This is a genomic window from Pseudooceanicola marinus (assembly GCF_020177265.1).
GTDB lineage: Bacteria > Pseudomonadota > Alphaproteobacteria > Rhodobacterales > Rhodobacteraceae > Pseudooceanicola > Pseudooceanicola marinus_A.
In genome coordinates this window covers 1-15,570 of the sequence record NZ_JAIVMC010000007.1, presented here as the reverse complement: position 1 = coordinate 15,570, position 15,570 = coordinate 1, and the positions used below count along the sequence as shown (strand labels likewise).

General features: G+C 68.6%; 12 protein-coding genes. 7 read left to right on the top strand and 5 right to left on the bottom strand.

The features are described 5' to 3' along the window. Positions 1-5 precede the first annotated feature (5 nt). A complete protein-coding gene (gene rsmI, locus LC066_RS12635; RefSeq protein ID WP_222477685.1) occupies positions 6-863 on the bottom strand; it encodes a 16S rRNA (cytidine(1402)-2'-O)-methyltransferase in 858 nt (285 codons plus the stop codon). 108 nt (positions 864-971) lie between these two features. Between rsmI and LC066_RS12630 the strand changes: the two genes are divergently transcribed. The 4 genes from LC066_RS12630 (at position 972) to LC066_RS12615 (ending at position 8,230) form a co-directional block, all read left to right on the top strand. Further along, entirely contained in the window at positions 972-2,225 is a 1,254-nt protein-coding gene (locus LC066_RS12630; protein ID WP_224899531.1) for a penicillin-binding protein activator, read from the top strand. Between the two features lie 81 nt (positions 2,226-2,306). Further along, positions 2,307-5,069 carry a [protein-PII] uridylyltransferase gene (locus LC066_RS12625; protein WP_224899528.1) on the top strand — a complete coding sequence of 921 codons (2,763 nt, stop codon included), beginning with the start codon at positions 2,307-2,309 and terminating at the stop codon, positions 5,067-5,069. Then, positions 5,066-6,616 carry a murein biosynthesis integral membrane protein MurJ gene (gene murJ, locus LC066_RS12620; protein ID WP_224899524.1) on the top strand — a complete coding sequence of 517 codons (1,551 nt, stop codon included), beginning with the start codon at positions 5,066-5,068 and terminating at the stop codon, positions 6,614-6,616. Before LC066_RS12625 ends, murJ begins: the two co-directional genes overlap by 4 nt. Positions 6,617-6,673: 57 nt before the next feature. Beyond that, positions 6,674-8,230 (top strand): phospholipase D family protein, encoded by a 1,557-nt coding sequence (locus tag LC066_RS12615; protein ID WP_224899521.1) that lies wholly within the window; start codon positions 6,674-6,676, stop codon positions 8,228-8,230. A 6-nt stretch (positions 8,231-8,236) separates the two neighbouring features. On the opposite strand, the gene LC066_RS12610 is transcribed toward LC066_RS12615, so the two are convergent. Continuing rightward, positions 8,237-8,929 carry a rhomboid family intramembrane serine protease gene (locus tag LC066_RS12610; protein WP_224899518.1) on the bottom strand — a complete coding sequence of 231 codons (693 nt, stop codon included), beginning with the start codon at positions 8,927-8,929 and terminating at the stop codon, positions 8,237-8,239. A gap of 113 nt (positions 8,930-9,042) precedes the next feature. Here LC066_RS12610 and trpS point away from each other — a divergent pair, with 113 nt between their 5' ends. Together trpS and LC066_RS12600 are read left to right on the top strand one after the other, a co-directional pair. Beyond that, a complete protein-coding gene (trpS, locus tag LC066_RS12605; protein ID WP_224899515.1) occupies positions 9,043-10,092 on the top strand; it encodes a tryptophan--tRNA ligase in 1,050 nt (349 codons plus the stop codon). Positions 10,093-10,436: 344 nt separating this feature from the next. Next, the gene (locus LC066_RS12600) at positions 10,437-11,303 is read left to right on the top strand and encodes a branched-chain amino acid aminotransferase (RefSeq protein ID WP_222477670.1); all 867 of its coding nucleotides are present in this window, start codon (positions 10,437-10,439) and stop codon (positions 11,301-11,303) included. A 48-nt stretch (positions 11,304-11,351) separates the two neighbouring features. Here LC066_RS12600 and LC066_RS12595 read toward each other — a convergent pair whose 3' ends face one another. The 3 genes from LC066_RS12595 to LC066_RS12585 all read right to left on the bottom strand — a co-directional run bounded on the left by LC066_RS12595 (position 11,352) and on the right by LC066_RS12585 (position 14,879). Next, positions 11,352-12,062 (bottom strand): GNAT family N-acetyltransferase, encoded by a 711-nt coding sequence (locus tag LC066_RS12595; RefSeq protein WP_224899512.1) that lies wholly within the window; start codon positions 12,060-12,062, stop codon positions 11,352-11,354. A gap of 127 nt (positions 12,063-12,189) precedes the next feature. Then, entirely contained in the window at positions 12,190-13,482 is a 1,293-nt protein-coding gene (locus tag LC066_RS12590) for a DUF1501 domain-containing protein (RefSeq protein WP_318246715.1), read from the bottom strand. Between the two features lie 2 nt (positions 13,483-13,484). Then, entirely contained in the window at positions 13,485-14,879 is a 1,395-nt protein-coding gene (locus LC066_RS12585) for a DUF1800 domain-containing protein (protein WP_224899506.1), read from the bottom strand. A gap of 239 nt (positions 14,880-15,118) precedes the next feature. On the opposite strand from LC066_RS12585, the gene LC066_RS12580 reads away from it, so the two are divergent. Beyond that, positions 15,119-15,570: isocitrate/isopropylmalate family dehydrogenase (locus tag LC066_RS12580; RefSeq protein ID WP_263625092.1), on the top strand; the 452-nt coding region annotated here is incomplete at its 3' end.

Sequence of the window (15,570 nt, the reverse complement as noted above, 5' to 3'; positions counted from 1 at the left end):
TCCTGTCAGCCCTTCGCCATCTTCAGCGCCATCTGGTAGACCTTGCGCCGGGGCAGATCGAACTGCGCCGCCACCTGGTCCGCCGCGTCGCGCACCGAAAGTTCCTTCAACGCGGCACTCAGTGTCGTTTCTAGGTCCGACTCGCTAAGAGTTTCTGAATCTCCGCGATCCATCAGCAAAACGATCTCACCCCGCGGCGGATCGGTTTCGCAACTGGCCGCCAGCTCGGCCAGCGTGCCGCGCCGCACCTCCTCGAACCGCTTGGTCAGTTCGCGACACAGCGCGCCCTGCCGCTCGGGGCCCAAAACCTCGGCGGCATCGGCCAAGGAGGCCGCCACGCGATTGGGGGATTCGTAGAAGACGAGCGTGGCCCGGGTGGCCCGCAGATCCATCAGCGTGCTGCGCCGCGCGCCCTGGGCCGAGGGCAGGAACCCCGCGAAGAGGAACCGGTCGGTCGGCAGGCCTGCCAGTGTCAGCGCGGTGATCACCGCAGAGGCGCCGGGCGCCGTGGTCACCGCCAACCCTTCGTCGCGAGCCACATGCGCCAGGTCATAGCCCGGGTCGGCGATCAGCGGCGTGCCCGCCTCGGAAGCATAGGCGACCGCCTTGCCCTCCGCGATCGCCGAGAGCAGGCGCGCCCGTGTCTTCTCGCCGCTGTGGTCGTGGTAGGCGACCAGCGGGCGATTGCCCAGCGGGATGCCGTGGATATCCATCAACTTGCGCAACGACCGGGTATCTTCGGCGGCCAGCACATCGGCCGAGGCCAGGATGTCCAGTGCCCGCAGGGTGATGTCCCGCGCGGTCCCGATCGGCACGGCCACCAGGTAGAGACCCGCCGCCAGTTTCACGCTTTCGGCATTCATTACTGGACCCTCTGAACGATAGGTTTATTATTTCCGCTGAACGACTTTTCCGCCGCAGATCTGCGCCCAAGGGGCGGTCTGGGGCCGCCTGGACCCGAGGAGATCCCCATGTTCGCTCTTTTGAGCGCCGCCCGCAAGGCACTGACCGGACAGACCCGGCCCGACACCCCCCCCGTCCCGGCGAAACGGACCGCTCCGCGCGGTGGCCGCCGCAGCCTGGTGTTGGCCCTGCCGGCCCTAGCCCTCGCCGCGGCCTGTCAGCCGGTCTCTATGGGCGGCAATTCCGGCCCCAGCATCAACACCGATCGCCCCGTGCCCGTGGCCCTGCTGGTGCCGCGCGGCTCCGGCGATGAAGGCGACGCGATCCTGGCCGCCAGCCTGGAGAACGCCGCCCGCATGGCCGCGTCGGAGCTGAACGGCGTGCAGATCGACCTGCGCGTCTATGACACCCAAGGCAGCGCCGACGTCACCGCCTCGGTCACCGGCCAGGCGATCAGCGACGGCGCCAAGATCATCCTCGGCCCGGTCTATGCCGCCAATGCCAACGCCGCCGGGCGCGTCGCCGCGTCGCGCGGGGTCAACGTGCTGGCCTTCTCCAACAACCCCGAGATCGCGGGCGGCAATGTCTTTGTCCTGGGCCCGACGTTCCAGAACACCGCCGACCGGCTGACCCGCTACGCGGTGAACCAGGGCAAGTCGCGCATCGTGCTGGTCTCCGGCCAGACGCCCGAGGGTCGTGCCGGCGCCAGCGCCGTGCAGACCGCGGCGGCGCGCAACGGTGCTTCGGTCGTGGCTTCGGTGCCCTACGAGTTCTCGCAGACCGGCGTGCTGGACGCCGTGCCGCAGGTCCGGGACGCCGCCGGGCGGGACGCCGGCAACGCCGATGCGATCTTCCTGACCGCCAATACCGCCGGTGCGCTGCCGCTCTTCACCCAGATGCTGCCGGAAAACGGCCTGGGCCCGGACAAGGTGCAGTACATCGGCCTGACCCGCTGGGACATCCCGCCCCAGACGCTGGACCTGCCGGGCGTCCAGGGCGGCTGGTTCGCCCTGCCCGATCCCGGCCTGACCGCGCAGTTCAACGCCCGCTACACCGCCGCCTACGGCGCCTCGCCGCATCCCATCGGGGGTCTGGCCTTCGACGGCGTCGCGGCCATCGGCGCCCTGGTCCGCCAGGGCCGGTCCGACGCGCTGTCGGTGTCGGGCCTGACGCAGGGCTCCGGCTTCCAGGGGGTCGGCGGCGTCTTCCGCCTGCTGCCCGACGGCACCAATGAACGCGGCCTGGCCGTGGCGACGATCCAGGACCGTCAGGTCGTGGTGGTCGATCCCGCCCCGCGCAGCTTCTCCGGCGGCGGCTTCTGATCCGCCACCTGGGCCCCATACCGTCCGCCGCCGGCCTGGCTGTGCCGGGGGCGGACCTTCTGCTTCCGGAACGGACGCCACATGGACAAATCGCTTTCGCTGCCGGACGATCTCATTCGTCCGGCTGAAGACATTCTGGACCCTGCCGCCCTGGGGCGCGAGCTGGAGGCCATCCGTCGCGAGGAGGCCGATCCGGCCAAGGCCCGCGCCGCGGTGGTCGCGCGCCTGAACAGCGCCCGGACCGAGGGGATGGAGCGGATCGCCCAGGCCTTCACCGCCGATCCCTTCGCCGCCCGCAAGACCACCCGCGCCTATACCTTCGTCACCGATTGCATCATCCGCGAGGTGCTGGAGCAGGGCCGCGCCAGCCTGGCCGAGGACCAACGCGAGGCCCTGGGCGATTTCGCCATCTGCGCCGTCGGCGGCTATGGCCGGGGCGAGATGGCCCCCTTCTCCGACGTCGATCTGCTGTTCCTGACAAAGTCCCGCATCACCCCCGCGCTGGAGGCGCTGATCGAGGCGATGCTTTATGTCATGTGGGACCTGCACCTGAAGGTCGGCCACGCCAGCCGCACGATCCGCGAATGCCTGAAGCTGGGCGGCGAGGACTACACCATCCGCACCTCGCTGATGGAAACCCGGTTCCTCGCGGGGGACGCGCCCCTGGTGGATCAGCTGAACGACAAGCTGTGGTCGGACCTCTTCAAGGGCACCGAGAAGGACTTCATCGAGGCCAAGCTGGAGGAGCGGTACAACCGCCACCAGAAACAGGGCGGCCAGCGTTACGTCGTCGAACCCAACGTGAAAGAGGGCAAGGGCGGGCTGCGCGATCTGCAATCCCTCTACTGGATCGGCAAATACGTCCATGGGGTGCAGTCGGTGGCCGAGCTGGTCCGCCTGGGCGTCTTCACCCGCGACGAATATGCCACCTTCCAGAAGGCCGAGGATTTCCTCTGGGCGGTGCGCTGTCACCTGCACCTGCTGGCCGGGCGGCCGCAGGACCAGCTGACCTTCGACATGCAGGTCCAGGTGGCCGAGCGCATGGGATACAAGGACAAGGGCGGGCGCCGCGGGGTCGAGCATTTCATGCAGGCCTACTTCCGCCACGCCAACTCGGTCGGCGAGTTGACCCGCATCTTCCTGACCCAGCTGGAGGCCGAGAACGTCAAGGGCGACGCGATGCTGGAACGGGTGTTCCGCCGCAAGCCCAAGATCGGCTCGGACTACGAGGTGGTGCACGGCCGCCTGGCGGTGAAGGACGAGGCGCATTTCCTGCAGGACAAGCTGAACCTGCTGCGCCTCTTCGACGAGGGGCTGCGCACGGGGATGCTGCTGCACGCCGATGCGATGCGGATGGTGCACGCCAACCTCGACAGGATCGACGACCAGATGCGCGAGGATCCGGAGGCGGCGAAGATCTTCCTCGGGACGCTGCTGAAGCACGGCAACCCCGAACGCGCCCTGCGCCGGATGAACGAGCTGGGCCTGCTGGGCACCTTCCTGCCCGAGTTCGGCCAGATCGTCGCGATGATGCAGTTCAACATGTACCACCACTACACGGTGGACGAACACACCATCCAATGCATCCGCCACCTGGCCCTGATCGAACACGGCGACCTGGAGGAGGAGCTGCCCGTCGCCTCCACCATCCTGGCGGAAGGGGTGAACCGCCGCGTCCTTTACGTGGCGCTACTGCTGCATGACATCGGCAAGGGCCGCGAGGAGGATCACGCGGTGCTGGGCGCCAAGATCGCCCGCAAGGTCGCCCCGCGCCTCGGGCTGACGCCCGAGGAATGCGACACGGTGGAATGGCTGGTGCGCTATCACCTTCTGATGTCGGACATGGCGCAGAAACGCGACCTGGCCGACCCGCGCACGGTGCGCGACTTCGCCAAGGCCGTGCGCTCTCGCGACCGGCTGGACCTGCTGACGGTGCTGACCGTCTGCGATATCCGTGGGGTGGGTCCCGGCACCTGGAACAACTGGAAGGCGCAGCTGCTGCGCACCCTCTACCACCAGACCCGGCGCGCCCTGGAAACCGGGCTGGAGGAACTCAACCGCACCCACCGTGGCCAGGAAGCCCAGCGGATGCTGGTGGAGAAACTGGACGGCTGGAGCCAGGACGACGTCGACCGCGAGCTCGCGCGCCATTACCCGCCCTACTGGCAGGGGTTGCAGACCGCGACCCAGGCCGCCTTTGCCGAGATGCTGCGCGATCTGCCGGTAGACGAAATCCGCATCGACCTGCACGCGGACGAGGACCGGGACGCGACGCGCGCGCTTTTCGCCATGGCCGATCACCCGGGCATCTTCGCCCGGCTGTCCGGCGCACTGGCCCTGGTCGGCGCCAATGTGGTGGACGCGCGCACCTACACGACGGTCGACGGCTATGCCACCGCCGCCTTCTGGGTGCAGGATGCCGAGGGCAGCCCCTACGAGGCCTCGCGCCTACCCCGGCTGACGCAGATGATCCACAAGATCCTGCGCGGCGAACTGGTCGCCCGCGAGGCGATGGTGGACCGCGACCGGATCAAGAAACGCGAGCGTGCCTTCAAGGTCGCCACCTCTGTCGCCTTCGACAACGAGGGGTCCGAGATCTACACGATCATCGAGGTCGATACCCGCGACCGTGCCGGGCTGCTCTATGACCTGACGCGGACGCTGGCGACGGCCAACGTGCAGATCTCCTCGGCCGTGATCGCCACCTACGGCGAACAGGTCGTGGATACCTTCTACGTGAAGGACATGTTCGGGCTGAAACTCTTCTCCGCCTCGAAACAGAAGGCGCTGGAGGCAAAGCTGCGTGAGGCGATTGCCGCCGGTCAGGAAAGGGCGCGCGCGTGAATCCCATCCGCCTGGTCTCCGGCATCTTCACCGTGGGACTGTGGACCATGCTCAGCCGCGTGCTGGGCCTGACCCGCGACATCATCATCCTGGCCGTGCTGGGCACCGGCCCGGTCTACGAGGCCTTTGTCGTGGCCTTTCGTCTGCCCAACATGTTCCGCCGCTTCTTTGCCGAAGGGGCGTTCAACATGGCCTTCGTGCCCATCTTCTCGAAGAAGCTGGAGGCCGACGACAGCCCGCAGAGGTTCATGAACGAGGCCTTCGCGGGCCTCGCCACGCTGCTGATCGCGCTGACGGTGCTGGCACAGGTGGCCATGCCCTGGCTGATCCTCGGCCTTGCCTCGGGCTTTGCCGGCGATGAACAATATCCGCTGGCCGTCGCCTTCGGGCGCATCGCCTTCCCTTATATTCTCTTCATCTCACTGGCAGCCCTGCTCTCGGGGGTGCTGAACGCCGCCGGGCGCTTTGCCGCGGCAGCCGCCGCGCCGGTGCTGCTGAACGTGCTGTTCGTCAGCACTGCCCTGCTGGCCGAGCCCCTGGGGCTGGAACTGGGCTATGCGCTGGTCTGGGCGATCCCGGTCGCGGGCGTGGCGCAGCTGGCACTGCTGTGGATCGCCGCGGCGCGGGCTGGCTTCCATGTCCGCCCCGCCCGTCCCCGGCTGACGCCGGACCTGAAACGGCTGGTCCGCATCGCCATTCCCGCCGCCCTCGCCGGCGGCGTGGTGCAGGTGAACCTGCTGGTGGGTCAGCAGGTGGCCTCCTACTTCGACCGGGCCGTCGGCTGGCTCTTCACCGCCGATCGTCTATACCAGCTGCCCCTCGGCGTGGTGGGCATCGCCATCGGCATCGTCCTGCTGCCCGACCTGTCGCGCCGCCTGAAGGCCGAGGATGCCGCAGGCTCGCGCAACGCGCTGAGCCGCGCAGGCGAGCTGGCGCTGGCGCTGACCCTGCCCTGCGCGGTGGCGCTGGTGGTGATCCCCCTGCCCATCGTGTCGGTCCTGTTCGAGCGCGGCGCCGCGCGGCCTGAGGACAGCGCGGCCATCGCCCTGGCCGTGGCGGTCTACGGTGCGGGCCTGCCCGCCTTCGTGCTGCAGAAGGTCCTTCAACCGCTCTACTTCGCGCGCGAGGATACGCGGCGGCCCTTCAACTATGCCCTGCTGGCGATGGTCGCCAACGCGGCCGTGGCCATCGGACTGGCGCCGGTGATCGGCTGGATCGCCTGTGCCCTGGCGACCACGCTGGCGGGCTGGGTGATGCTGGCGGCGCTGGTCGCCGGCACTGGCCGCATGGGAGAGGTCGCCCGCTTCGACGACCGGTTCCGCCGCCGCGCGCCGCGCATCTTCCTGGCTTCGCTGATCATGGGCGCGGCGCTCTGGCCGGCGAAACTGCTGCTCGCGCCCTGGCTGTCGGCGGACTACATCCGCTACCCCGCCCTGGCCCTGCTGATCGCCATCGGCTGCGCCGTCTACTTCGGCGCCGGACCGCTGATCGGCGCCTTCCGGCTGTCGGATTTCACCGGCGCGGTGAAACGCCGCAAATCAGGCTGAAACCCTCGGGCTTCGGGCGGCGTTGAGTCCGGAACGCCGCCAGCCCCCCAGGAGCCCATGCCCAAAGATACCCGCCATCAGAAGGATCTGATCCCGCTCGTCACCGCAGCCGAGATGTTTCCCGCGCTGGAAACCCTCTGCCTGCAGGCCAAGAGCGAGGTCCTGATGTCGTTCCGCATCTTTGATCCGCGCACGCGCCTGCACAGCGCAGAGGCCGAGGCACTGGAATTGAAGACCTGGGCCGACCTGGTGGCTCACGTCGCCGCGCGAGGCGTGAAGATGCGGCTGCTGATCGCCGATTTCGACCCGGTCTTCACCCCCGACCTGCACCGCGATGCCTGGGACGCCGGCGCGGGGTTCGCCGCCGGGCTGTTAAGCCACACCCAGGCGGAAGATACGGCCGAATTCCACGGTGCCGAGGTGCTGGTGGCCCAGCACCAGGCCAGCGCCGCGCCGGTTTGGAAACGCATCTTCGGCAGCCGCGTAAGGGCCTCGGTGGAGGATCTGCGCCAGCGCAACCCGGAACGCCTGACCCCGCTGCAACTGCGTGCGCTATCGGGCGACGTCACCCTGCGCCCGGCCTCGCTGCACCAGAAACTGGCGGTGGCGGACGGTCGGCAGGCGATCATCGGCGGGCTGGACGTGGACGAACGCCGCTGGGACGACGAGAGCCATGAACAGCGCGCCGAGGACACCTGGCATGACGTGTCGCTGCGGGTCAGCGGGGCCGTGGCCGGCGACATTCGCCGACACTTCGCCGATTGCTGGAGCCGCGCGCAGAAGGCCGGCGCCGCCAGCTTTGCCGCCGAGGCAAGCCCGGTCGAAAGCACCGCGCCTCTGCCCGACAAGCACATGAGCGCCATGGGCCCGCGCCTGTTGCGCACCCAGTCGCAGCCCCGGCGCGGCCCGCTGCGCCTTGGCCCGAAACCGGCGATCACCGAACACGAAGAGGCCCATCTCGCGGCCTTCGACAGTGCCGAGAAGCTGATCTATCTGGAAAGCCAGTTCTTTCGCCACATGCCCCTGGCCCGCGCCCTGGCCCGCGCCGCCGAACGGGCCCCGCGGCTGAACTGCATCCTGGTGCTGCCGACCGAACCCGAACGGGTGATCTTCAACGGCGACACCAGCATCGACGCCCGGCATGAACTGGCCCTGCAACTGCGCTGCCTGAACCACGTCCGCCGTGCCTTCGGCGACCGGCTGGCGGTCGTCGCTCCGGCCCAGCCCCGCCCGGCGCCGCGCCACACCCCGAAACCGCTCTACGGCGCCGGGGTGATCTACCTGCATTCCAAGGTCACGCTGGTGGATGACAAGCTGGCGATCCTGGGCTCCGCCAACCTCAACGGGCGGTCGATGCGATGGGACACCGAGGCGTCGCTGCAATTCCACGACACCGCCAGTATCCGGGCCCTGCGCAAGCGGCTGATGAAAAGCTGGCTGCAGGATCACATGAAGGACATAGATCCCCACTGCGCCGATGACTGGACCGCGCTGGCTCATGCAGAGGCCGGGCGCGATCCGGAGGCGCGCAGCGCCCATATCCTGCCCTGGCCCGAACGGCGCAACCGCCGCCTCGCCCGGTTCCTGCCCGTGCTGCCGCCGGAGATGTTCTGACGCCGCTCAGCGGTGGCGCAACTTGGCCCGCAGACGGGCAAAGCCGCCGGGCAGCAGGACCGGCGCCAGGGCAAAGCCCAGGATAAACGCCGCGATGTCGGCCACCCAGGCCATGCCGGTCTCGAAAAACAACCCGAACAGCAGCTGGATCCCCATCAGGATCCCGATCAGCCGGAAGGCCATGACCTGGTTCTGCCCGACTGCCCGGTAGTAGATCGCCAGCATGTAGCTGTAGGCGCCGATCATCCCGTAGGCGGCCGGGAAGGCCCCAAAGAGCGGCTCGGTATCGGGGGCCACCAGGCCGAAGACCAGGGCGCCACCGATGACGGTCGCCAGGAACAGGATTGCCAGACCGAGGGGTTTCATCGCCTCGCCCACGAACTTGCCCAGGGCCAGGAACATCACCCCGGCGATCAGCGCCGACTGAAACGACCCGTGGATGAAGGGATAGGTGACGAAGCGCATCAAGAGCTGCGGCGCGGCGTCCCCCGTGGCCAGCATGTAGTCCAGGAAGGCCGGCGAGAAGGCGTAGTCCTGCAGCGCGCCCAGGCGCCAGCCAATGGACTGCGGCCCGCCGATCAGCCCCACGTTGCCCAGCGAGAAGATCCCCTCGATCCCGATGATGGCGATGAAGATCACCACGATCACCGGCGAAACGGGATTGACCGGGCTGTCGTCCGGGCGGCGGTCGTCGTACATGGGGGCGTCCTTTGCTGCTCTTGCCCGGGGCTGCCTGCTGTTGACGCCCCATTGGGGCATGGGTAAGCCAGCTCAGACGATTTTTCCAGACGCCGCTGACAGGAGTGCGGATGATGTCCGACGCGACCGAGACCCAGACCACGAAATTCCAGGATCGGGTGTTTTCCGGGATCCAGCCCTCCGGCGGGCTGACCCTCGGCAACTACCTGGGCGCCATGCGCCGTTTCGTGGACTGGCAGGACCGCGGCCTGAAGGAAGGGTTCGAGACCATCTTCTGCATGGTCGACCTGCATGCGATCACCGTCTGGCAGGACCCGGCGGCGCTGCGCCGCCAGACCCGCGAACTGGCCGCCGCCTATATCGCCTCCGGCCTCGACCCCGAGAAGTCGATCCTGTTCAACCAGTCCCAGGTGCCCGAACACGCGCAGCTGGCCTGGATCTTCAACTGCGTCGCCCGCATGGGCTGGATGCAGCGGATGACCCAGTGGAAGGACAAGGCGGGCAAGAACAGCCAGAACGCCTCGCTCGGCCTCTTCGCCTATCCGGCGCTGATGGCCGCCGATATCCTGATCTACCACGCCACCCACGTCCCCGTGGGCGAGGATCAAAAGCAGCACGTGGAACTGACCCGCGACATCGCGGCGAAGTTCAACCACGACTACGGGCAGGAATTCTTCCCGCTGACCGAGCCGGTGATCGAGGGCACGGCGACCCGCGTCATGTCCCTGCGCGACGGCACCAAGAAGATGTCGAAATCCGACCCGTCGGACATGGCGCGCATCAACCTGACCGATGACGCCGACGCCATCGCCAACAAGATCCGCAAGGCCCGCACCGACCCGGAGGCCCTGCCGTCCGAGGCCGAGGGCCTGGAAGGCCGTGCCGAGGCGCGCAACCTGGTGACGATCTACGCCGCCCTGGCAGGCACCGACGTGGACAGCGTGCTGCGCGATTTCGGCGGCCGTCAGTTCTCCGAGTTCAAGCCCGCCCTGGGCGAGCTGGCGGTGGAGAAGCTGGCGCCGATCTCGACCCGCATGGCGCAGCTGATGGAAACCCCGGACGAGATCGACCGGATCATTGGCCGTGGCGCTGAAAAGGCCCGCAAAATCGCCGAGCCGGTCCTGAAGGACACCTACGAGCTTGTCGGCATGATCCGCTCCTGAGCGGGTTTCCGGCGGGCAGACAGCGCCCTTCACACTCATAGGTTGCACATTTTCGATGCAATGCCGCGCCCGCAGCCCCAGGAAATGCTGCGAGTGCAGCATTTTCATGCGCAAGTGTCCCGGACGTCACTCAAGTGTTTCATTGAAAAGTTAACGCTGGGGCAAGGTGCTGGTGAAGGCAAGGATCACCCCCCCGATCCGAGTCTCGGCAGACCATTTCAAGAAGCCCTTTTTTAAGCACCAAATCCCCGGCCTCCTGGGCCGGGGGCCTGGTGTCCGCCTGCCCCTTTCATCCCCCCGGTCAAAGGTCTATCCCTAGGCCCGACCGACCACAGGAGACGAACATGGCAGGCGAAATCCACACCTTTTTCGATGGCAGCTGGTATCAGGGCGATGTCGCCGTGATGAAGGCCGGCGACCACGGGGCCTGGCTGGGGTCGACGGTCTTTGACGGCGCGCGGCTGGTCAACGGGCTTATGCCCGACCTGCGCCCGCACCTGGAACGGGTCAACCGCTCCGCCGAGGCGATGCTGATCAAGCCGACCTACACGGTCGAGCAAATGATCGAGATCGTCCGCGAGGGCGTGACCAAGTTTGCCCCCGGTGAGGCGATCTACATCCGCCCCATGTACTGGGGCATCACCGGCGAGGCCAGCGTGGTGGAACCGGCCTACGGCGGCGGCACCGGCTTCTGCATGGCGCTGGAAGCGATGGAGATGCCGGCAGAGGATTCCGCAGCCACCCTGGGCAAGACCCGCTTCCGCCGGCCCACCCTGGACGTGGCGGTCTGCAACGCCAAGACCGGCAGCCTCTACCCCAACAACGGCCGGATGATCGCCGAGGTGCGCGCGCGTGGCTTCACCAACGCCCTGGTCACCGACCAGCTGGGCAATGTCGCCGAAAGCGCCACCGCCAACATCTTCATGGTCAAGGATGGCGAGGTCTTCACCCCGATCGCCAACGGCACCTTCCTGTCGGGCCTGACCCGCGCGCGCCACATCAAGAACCTGCGCGCCGATGGCATCACCGTGCATGAGGCCGTGCTGACCTATGCCGATTTCGAAGCCGCCGACGAGGTATTCCTGTCCGGCAACTTCGCCAAGGTCACCCCGGTCACGCAGTTCGAGGACACCCACTACGAGATCGGCCCGATCACCAAGCGCACGCGCGAGCTTTACTGGGACTGGGCCAAGACCGACATGAAGATGTGAGCCGTCGGGCTCCGGGCCGCCCGCCTCGCGGCGGCCCGCAGGACCGCCTCAGACCTCCGGGTCCGAGGTCACCCGCACCAGCCGCGTGAGGTCCGACAGGCGTTCCCGCTGCTGCCCCGTCTCGTCGAAGTTCGACGGCGACAACCAGACCCCATAGGCCTCCTTCAGCGCCGGCCAGTCGCTGTCGGTGATGGCGAACCAGGCGGTGTCGCGGTTGCGGCCCTTCACCACCATGTGCTGGCGGAAGACGCCTTCATAGCTGAACCCCAGCCGCTGCGCCGCGCGGCGCGAGGGCAGGTTCAGGGCGTTGCATTTCCATTCATAGCGGCGATAGCCGGCCTCGAAGGCCCAGTTCATCATCAGAACCATCGCCTCGGTGGCCGCCACGGTGCCCTGGAGGGCCGGCGCGAAGGTGATGTTGCCAACCTCGATCGAGCCGTTTCCCGGCACGATGTTCAGGTAGGACGCCACGCCAAGCGGCCCCTTCTGCCGATGCTCGATGGTCAGGAAGACCGACGGCCCCTCTTCGACCGAGCGCACCCAGCGGTGGTACTGCGGCGCGGAATGGAAGGGGCCCACGGGCATGTAATCCCACAGCCAGTCCTGGTCGCCGTAGGCCGCGTGCAGCAGCCCGGCATGGGCATCGGCGCGTAGCGGGCGCAGGCGCACGCGCTGGCCGTCCAGCACCAGATCGCGCGGCGGCGCGGGCGGCACCTGCCAGTTCTCGGCCGGCGGCCCGAGGGGGCGATCCTGGCGCATTCTCCGTCTCCCTTTCCGGCGCCTGTCCCGTGGCGCGCTAGTCTTCGGGAAACGATAGGAAAAACCTTGCCGCATGGGAAGGGCCACGGCAGCGATCCGGCGCCGAATTCACGCGCCCCGGGGCGCTTCACAGCACGAGACGCGCAGCCCCGCTCAGGTCGAGACCGGGGAAGACCTGCCCCTCCAGCACCGCGCGGTCCAGCCCGAAGAGGCCCTGCATCACCCCGGCGGCATGGGCGCGCACATCACTCAGCGGCAGAAGGTCCCGGCGGGCATAAAGATCGGCCTCCGCCAGACCGGGCCAGCCGCCAGCCACCTGCTGCCCCCGCAGTGCGCCGCCCGCGTAGATCATCAGCCCGGCGGTGCCGTGATCGCTGCCCCCGGTCCCATTCAGCCGCGCGGTACGCCCGAATTCGGTCATCGCCACCACCGCCGTCTTGCCCCAGACCGCCGGCCCCAACTCGTCCCGCAGCGTCAGCAGGACAGAGGCCAGGCTTTCCAGCGGGCCTTGCAGCGTGCGGTGCTGCGCCGCGTGCGTGTCCCAGCCGTTGATCGAGAAGGTGGCGATCCGCGCCTCGGCCCGCAACTTCTGCGAAGCAAAGCGGGCCAGCGCGTCGTAGCCACCGGCGCCGCGCGCTGCCTTCGCCGCCTCCGCCAGGGCCTTGCGCGCGTCCTGCGTGGCGCCCGGGTCCATCGTCCCGCCGCCGTCCATCGCGCGCCCCTCCGCCATCTCCATCATCTCGGCCATCTGCAGGATCTCGCCTGCCGCACCGGGCGCCACCAGCCCCGACAGCACCAGCGCCTCTCCCAGGGCATCGCGGAACAGCGGATCGTCGTGGGTCACCATCACCAGCAACCGCTCGGTCTGCGGGCTGAGGCTGAGGGCCGCATCGGGCGACCAGTTCGTCACCGGCGCAGCGCCCGTCGTCAGAAGCATGTCGCCCCGCCCGATGCTGTAGGTCGTCTCCGCCTCGATGCCGGGCACCGCCTGCAACATGCGGTTCAGCCAGCCGTCTCGGGCCTGGCCGACGCCGGTCGTGCCCGCCTCCAGGATATCCTGGCCATCGAAATGGCTGCGCTTGTCGCGGTAGGGGGTGGAGGTGGCATTGACGAAGCCCAGCTCCCCCGCCCGCCAGAGCGGCGCCAGGGGCGCCAGCGCCGGGTGCAACTCCCACGCGCCATCCAGCGCGACGCCCGTCCCCGCCCCGCGATCCGGGCGCAGGGCGGCGAAATCGGGATCGCCCACCGGGCGCAGGGCATCCAGCCCGTCCAGCGCGCCGCGCAGGATCAGCACCACCAGCCGGTTCTCCCAGGGCGCGGCGGCAAAGGACATGGGCGTGACCAGCGGGCTGGCCGCCGCCGAACAGCCGATCAGCGCGGAGCGCCAGAGGAAATCCCGTCTGTTCAACCTGTTGCCCATCATCACATCCTCTGAAACGCGGGGGCGGCGAAGGCCAGCGCCAGGCCCTCGATCCGGGTCTGGGCGGCCGCCACGGCAAAGCGAAGGCCCTCGGGCGCCAGCGGCCCCAGGGCGGATTGCAGCACCTCGCGCGGGTCCGGCACCTCGTCCAGCAGCAGAAGCGGCGCCGAGGTCAGCCATTGCAGCCGCGCGGCATAGCGTTGCGGGGTGATCCAGTCGCCGTCGGCCTCGGGCCAGCCATCCGGCCCGTTGGGCTGCTCCCAGGGCTGGCCCATCTGCTGCATCGGCGCCGCCAGGGCGATGCGGAACCCGCGTTCATCCCCCAGGGGCATCTTCGCCGCCGGCACGTCCAACGCCCGCAGCACAGAGCCGATGAAATCCACCGGCGGCTTCACGTTGCCGCCCAGGGGCGCGGTCCAGGCGGCGGGGTGATCCAGCAGCACGGCATAGACCTCGGCCAGTTGCCCACCGGTCTCGGCATAGCGCGCAGCCATGTCGGCGATCAGCGCCTCGGGCGGGTCGTCCGAGACGAAATGTACCGCCAGCTTGCGCGCCAGGTGGCGGGCGGTGGCGGGGTGGCGTGCCAGATCCTCCAGCGCCTCCGTCACCTCGGCCAGATGCGGCACCTCGGCCCCGCCATAGGTCTTGCCCAGCACCACCTCGGGCCCCGGTTCCGCAAAGCGGGGGCGGAAGACGAACCCCTCCTCGAAGGTGAAGCTGAGACCGGTGAGCAGTTCCGCCAGTTGCTGCACGTCGTCCTGTGTGTAGGGGCCTCCGGCGCCCAGGGTGTGCAGCTCCATCACCTCCCGCGCGAGGTTTTCGTTCAGCCCGGCACGCCCGCCGCGGCGTTTGACCTCCGGCGCGTTCGGGCCGATGGAACTGGCCTGGTCGAGGTAGTGCAGCATCATCGGCGCGGTGGTGGCCGCGATCAGCATGTCGGCAAAGCGGCCCGCCACATGGGGACGGATCGCGCTTTCGGTAAAGGGGGCGACGCCGCGGCGGGGGATCCCGAACTTGCCCTGCACCGTGAAATGGTCGGCCCAGAAGGCGGTCAGACGTTCGCGGAACCCGTCAGGCGTATGAGCTCGGCGCAGGGCCATCGACACCACCCAGTCGGCGCGGGCCTGGCGCGCGGCCTTGTTGTGCAGGTTCTGCTGCTTCTTCGCCGCGCGCAGCGCTTCCGCGTCGTTCCGCGCGGCCTTGCGGACCTCCGTCAGCTCCGCCGCCCGGGCCAGCCGTGCCTGGAAACCCGCCCACCCCTCGATGGGATAGGCCGCCGCCGCCTCGTCGGGGCCGCGCAGGCGGGCCAGCAGGGCCGCGGCGCTCTGTGCCGGGGCCAGCCGCGGCGACAGGCCGGTGCCGAAGCGGATCTCGGCAAGATGGGGGTCGAAGGACATGCGAGGGCCTGTGCAACGGGGTTCGACCGATCCTAGCACACGGGGCAGGATTCGGCAGCGCCGCACGCGGGGGGCGCGGTTAACGCTCGCGTCCCCCTGCCCGTTCCGCGCAGCAGATCCTGCGGCGGGTCGCGGGGAAACGGTGCCTTCTGTCGCCCGCTGTGGCGCTTTCATCGCAATCCACCCCGCCTGCGGCGCGACACTGCGCCAAAACTGGGCAAAAATTGAAGGAGACGGACATGACGAGCCACAAGATCGCGCTTATCCCCGGGGACGGGATCGGCGTGGACGTGACCGAGACGACGATGCGCGTGCTGAGCGCGGCGGGCGACAAATTCGGCTTCAGCCTTGCGCCGGAGACCTTCCCCTGGTCCTGCGAATACTACCTGGAAACCGGCGCGATGATGCCCGAGGACGGGATCGAGACGCTCTCGGCCTTCGATGCCATCTACCTCGGCGCCGTCGGTTGGCCCGACACCGTCCCCGACAGCGTCTCGCTGCACGGGCTGCTGCTGCCGATCCGCAAGGCCTTCACCCAGTATGCCAACATCCGCCCGCACCGCCTGCTGGCGGGCGTCGAAGGCCCGCTGAAGGCCGAGGGCTTCGACATCCTGTGCATCCGCGAAAATACCGAGGGCGAATACTCCGGCGCCGGCGGCCGCGTCCACCAGGGCCAGCCCAACGAGGTCGC

Coding starts and splice junctions, on each gene's coding strand:
- LC066_RS12625 (WP_224899528.1), top strand. CDS start 2,307: ATGGACAAATCGCTTTCGCTGCCGGACGATCTCATTCGTCCGGCTGAA.
- rsmI (WP_222477685.1), bottom strand. CDS start 863: ATGAATGCCGAAAGCGTGAAACTGGCGGCGGGTCTCTACCTGGTGGCC.
- LC066_RS12610 (WP_224899518.1), bottom strand. CDS start 8,929: ATGTACGACGACCGCCGCCCGGACGACAGCCCGGTCAATCCCGTTTCG.
- LC066_RS12600 (WP_222477670.1), top strand. CDS start 10,437: ATGGCAGGCGAAATCCACACCTTTTTCGATGGCAGCTGGTATCAGGGC.
- LC066_RS12585 (WP_224899506.1), bottom strand. CDS start 14,879: ATGTCCTTCGACCCCCATCTTGCCGAGATCCGCTTCGGCACCGGCCTG.
- trpS (WP_224899515.1), top strand. CDS start 9,043: ATGTCCGACGCGACCGAGACCCAGACCACGAAATTCCAGGATCGGGTG.
- LC066_RS12615 (WP_224899521.1), top strand. CDS start 6,674: ATGCCCAAAGATACCCGCCATCAGAAGGATCTGATCCCGCTCGTCACC.
- LC066_RS12595 (WP_224899512.1), bottom strand. CDS start 12,062: ATGCGCCAGGATCGCCCCCTCGGGCCGCCGGCCGAGAACTGGCAGGTG.
- LC066_RS12630 (WP_224899531.1), top strand. CDS start 972: ATGTTCGCTCTTTTGAGCGCCGCCCGCAAGGCACTGACCGGACAGACC.
- LC066_RS12590 (WP_318246715.1), bottom strand. CDS start 13,482: ATGGGCAACAGGTTGAACAGACGGGATTTCCTCTGGCGCTCCGCGCTG.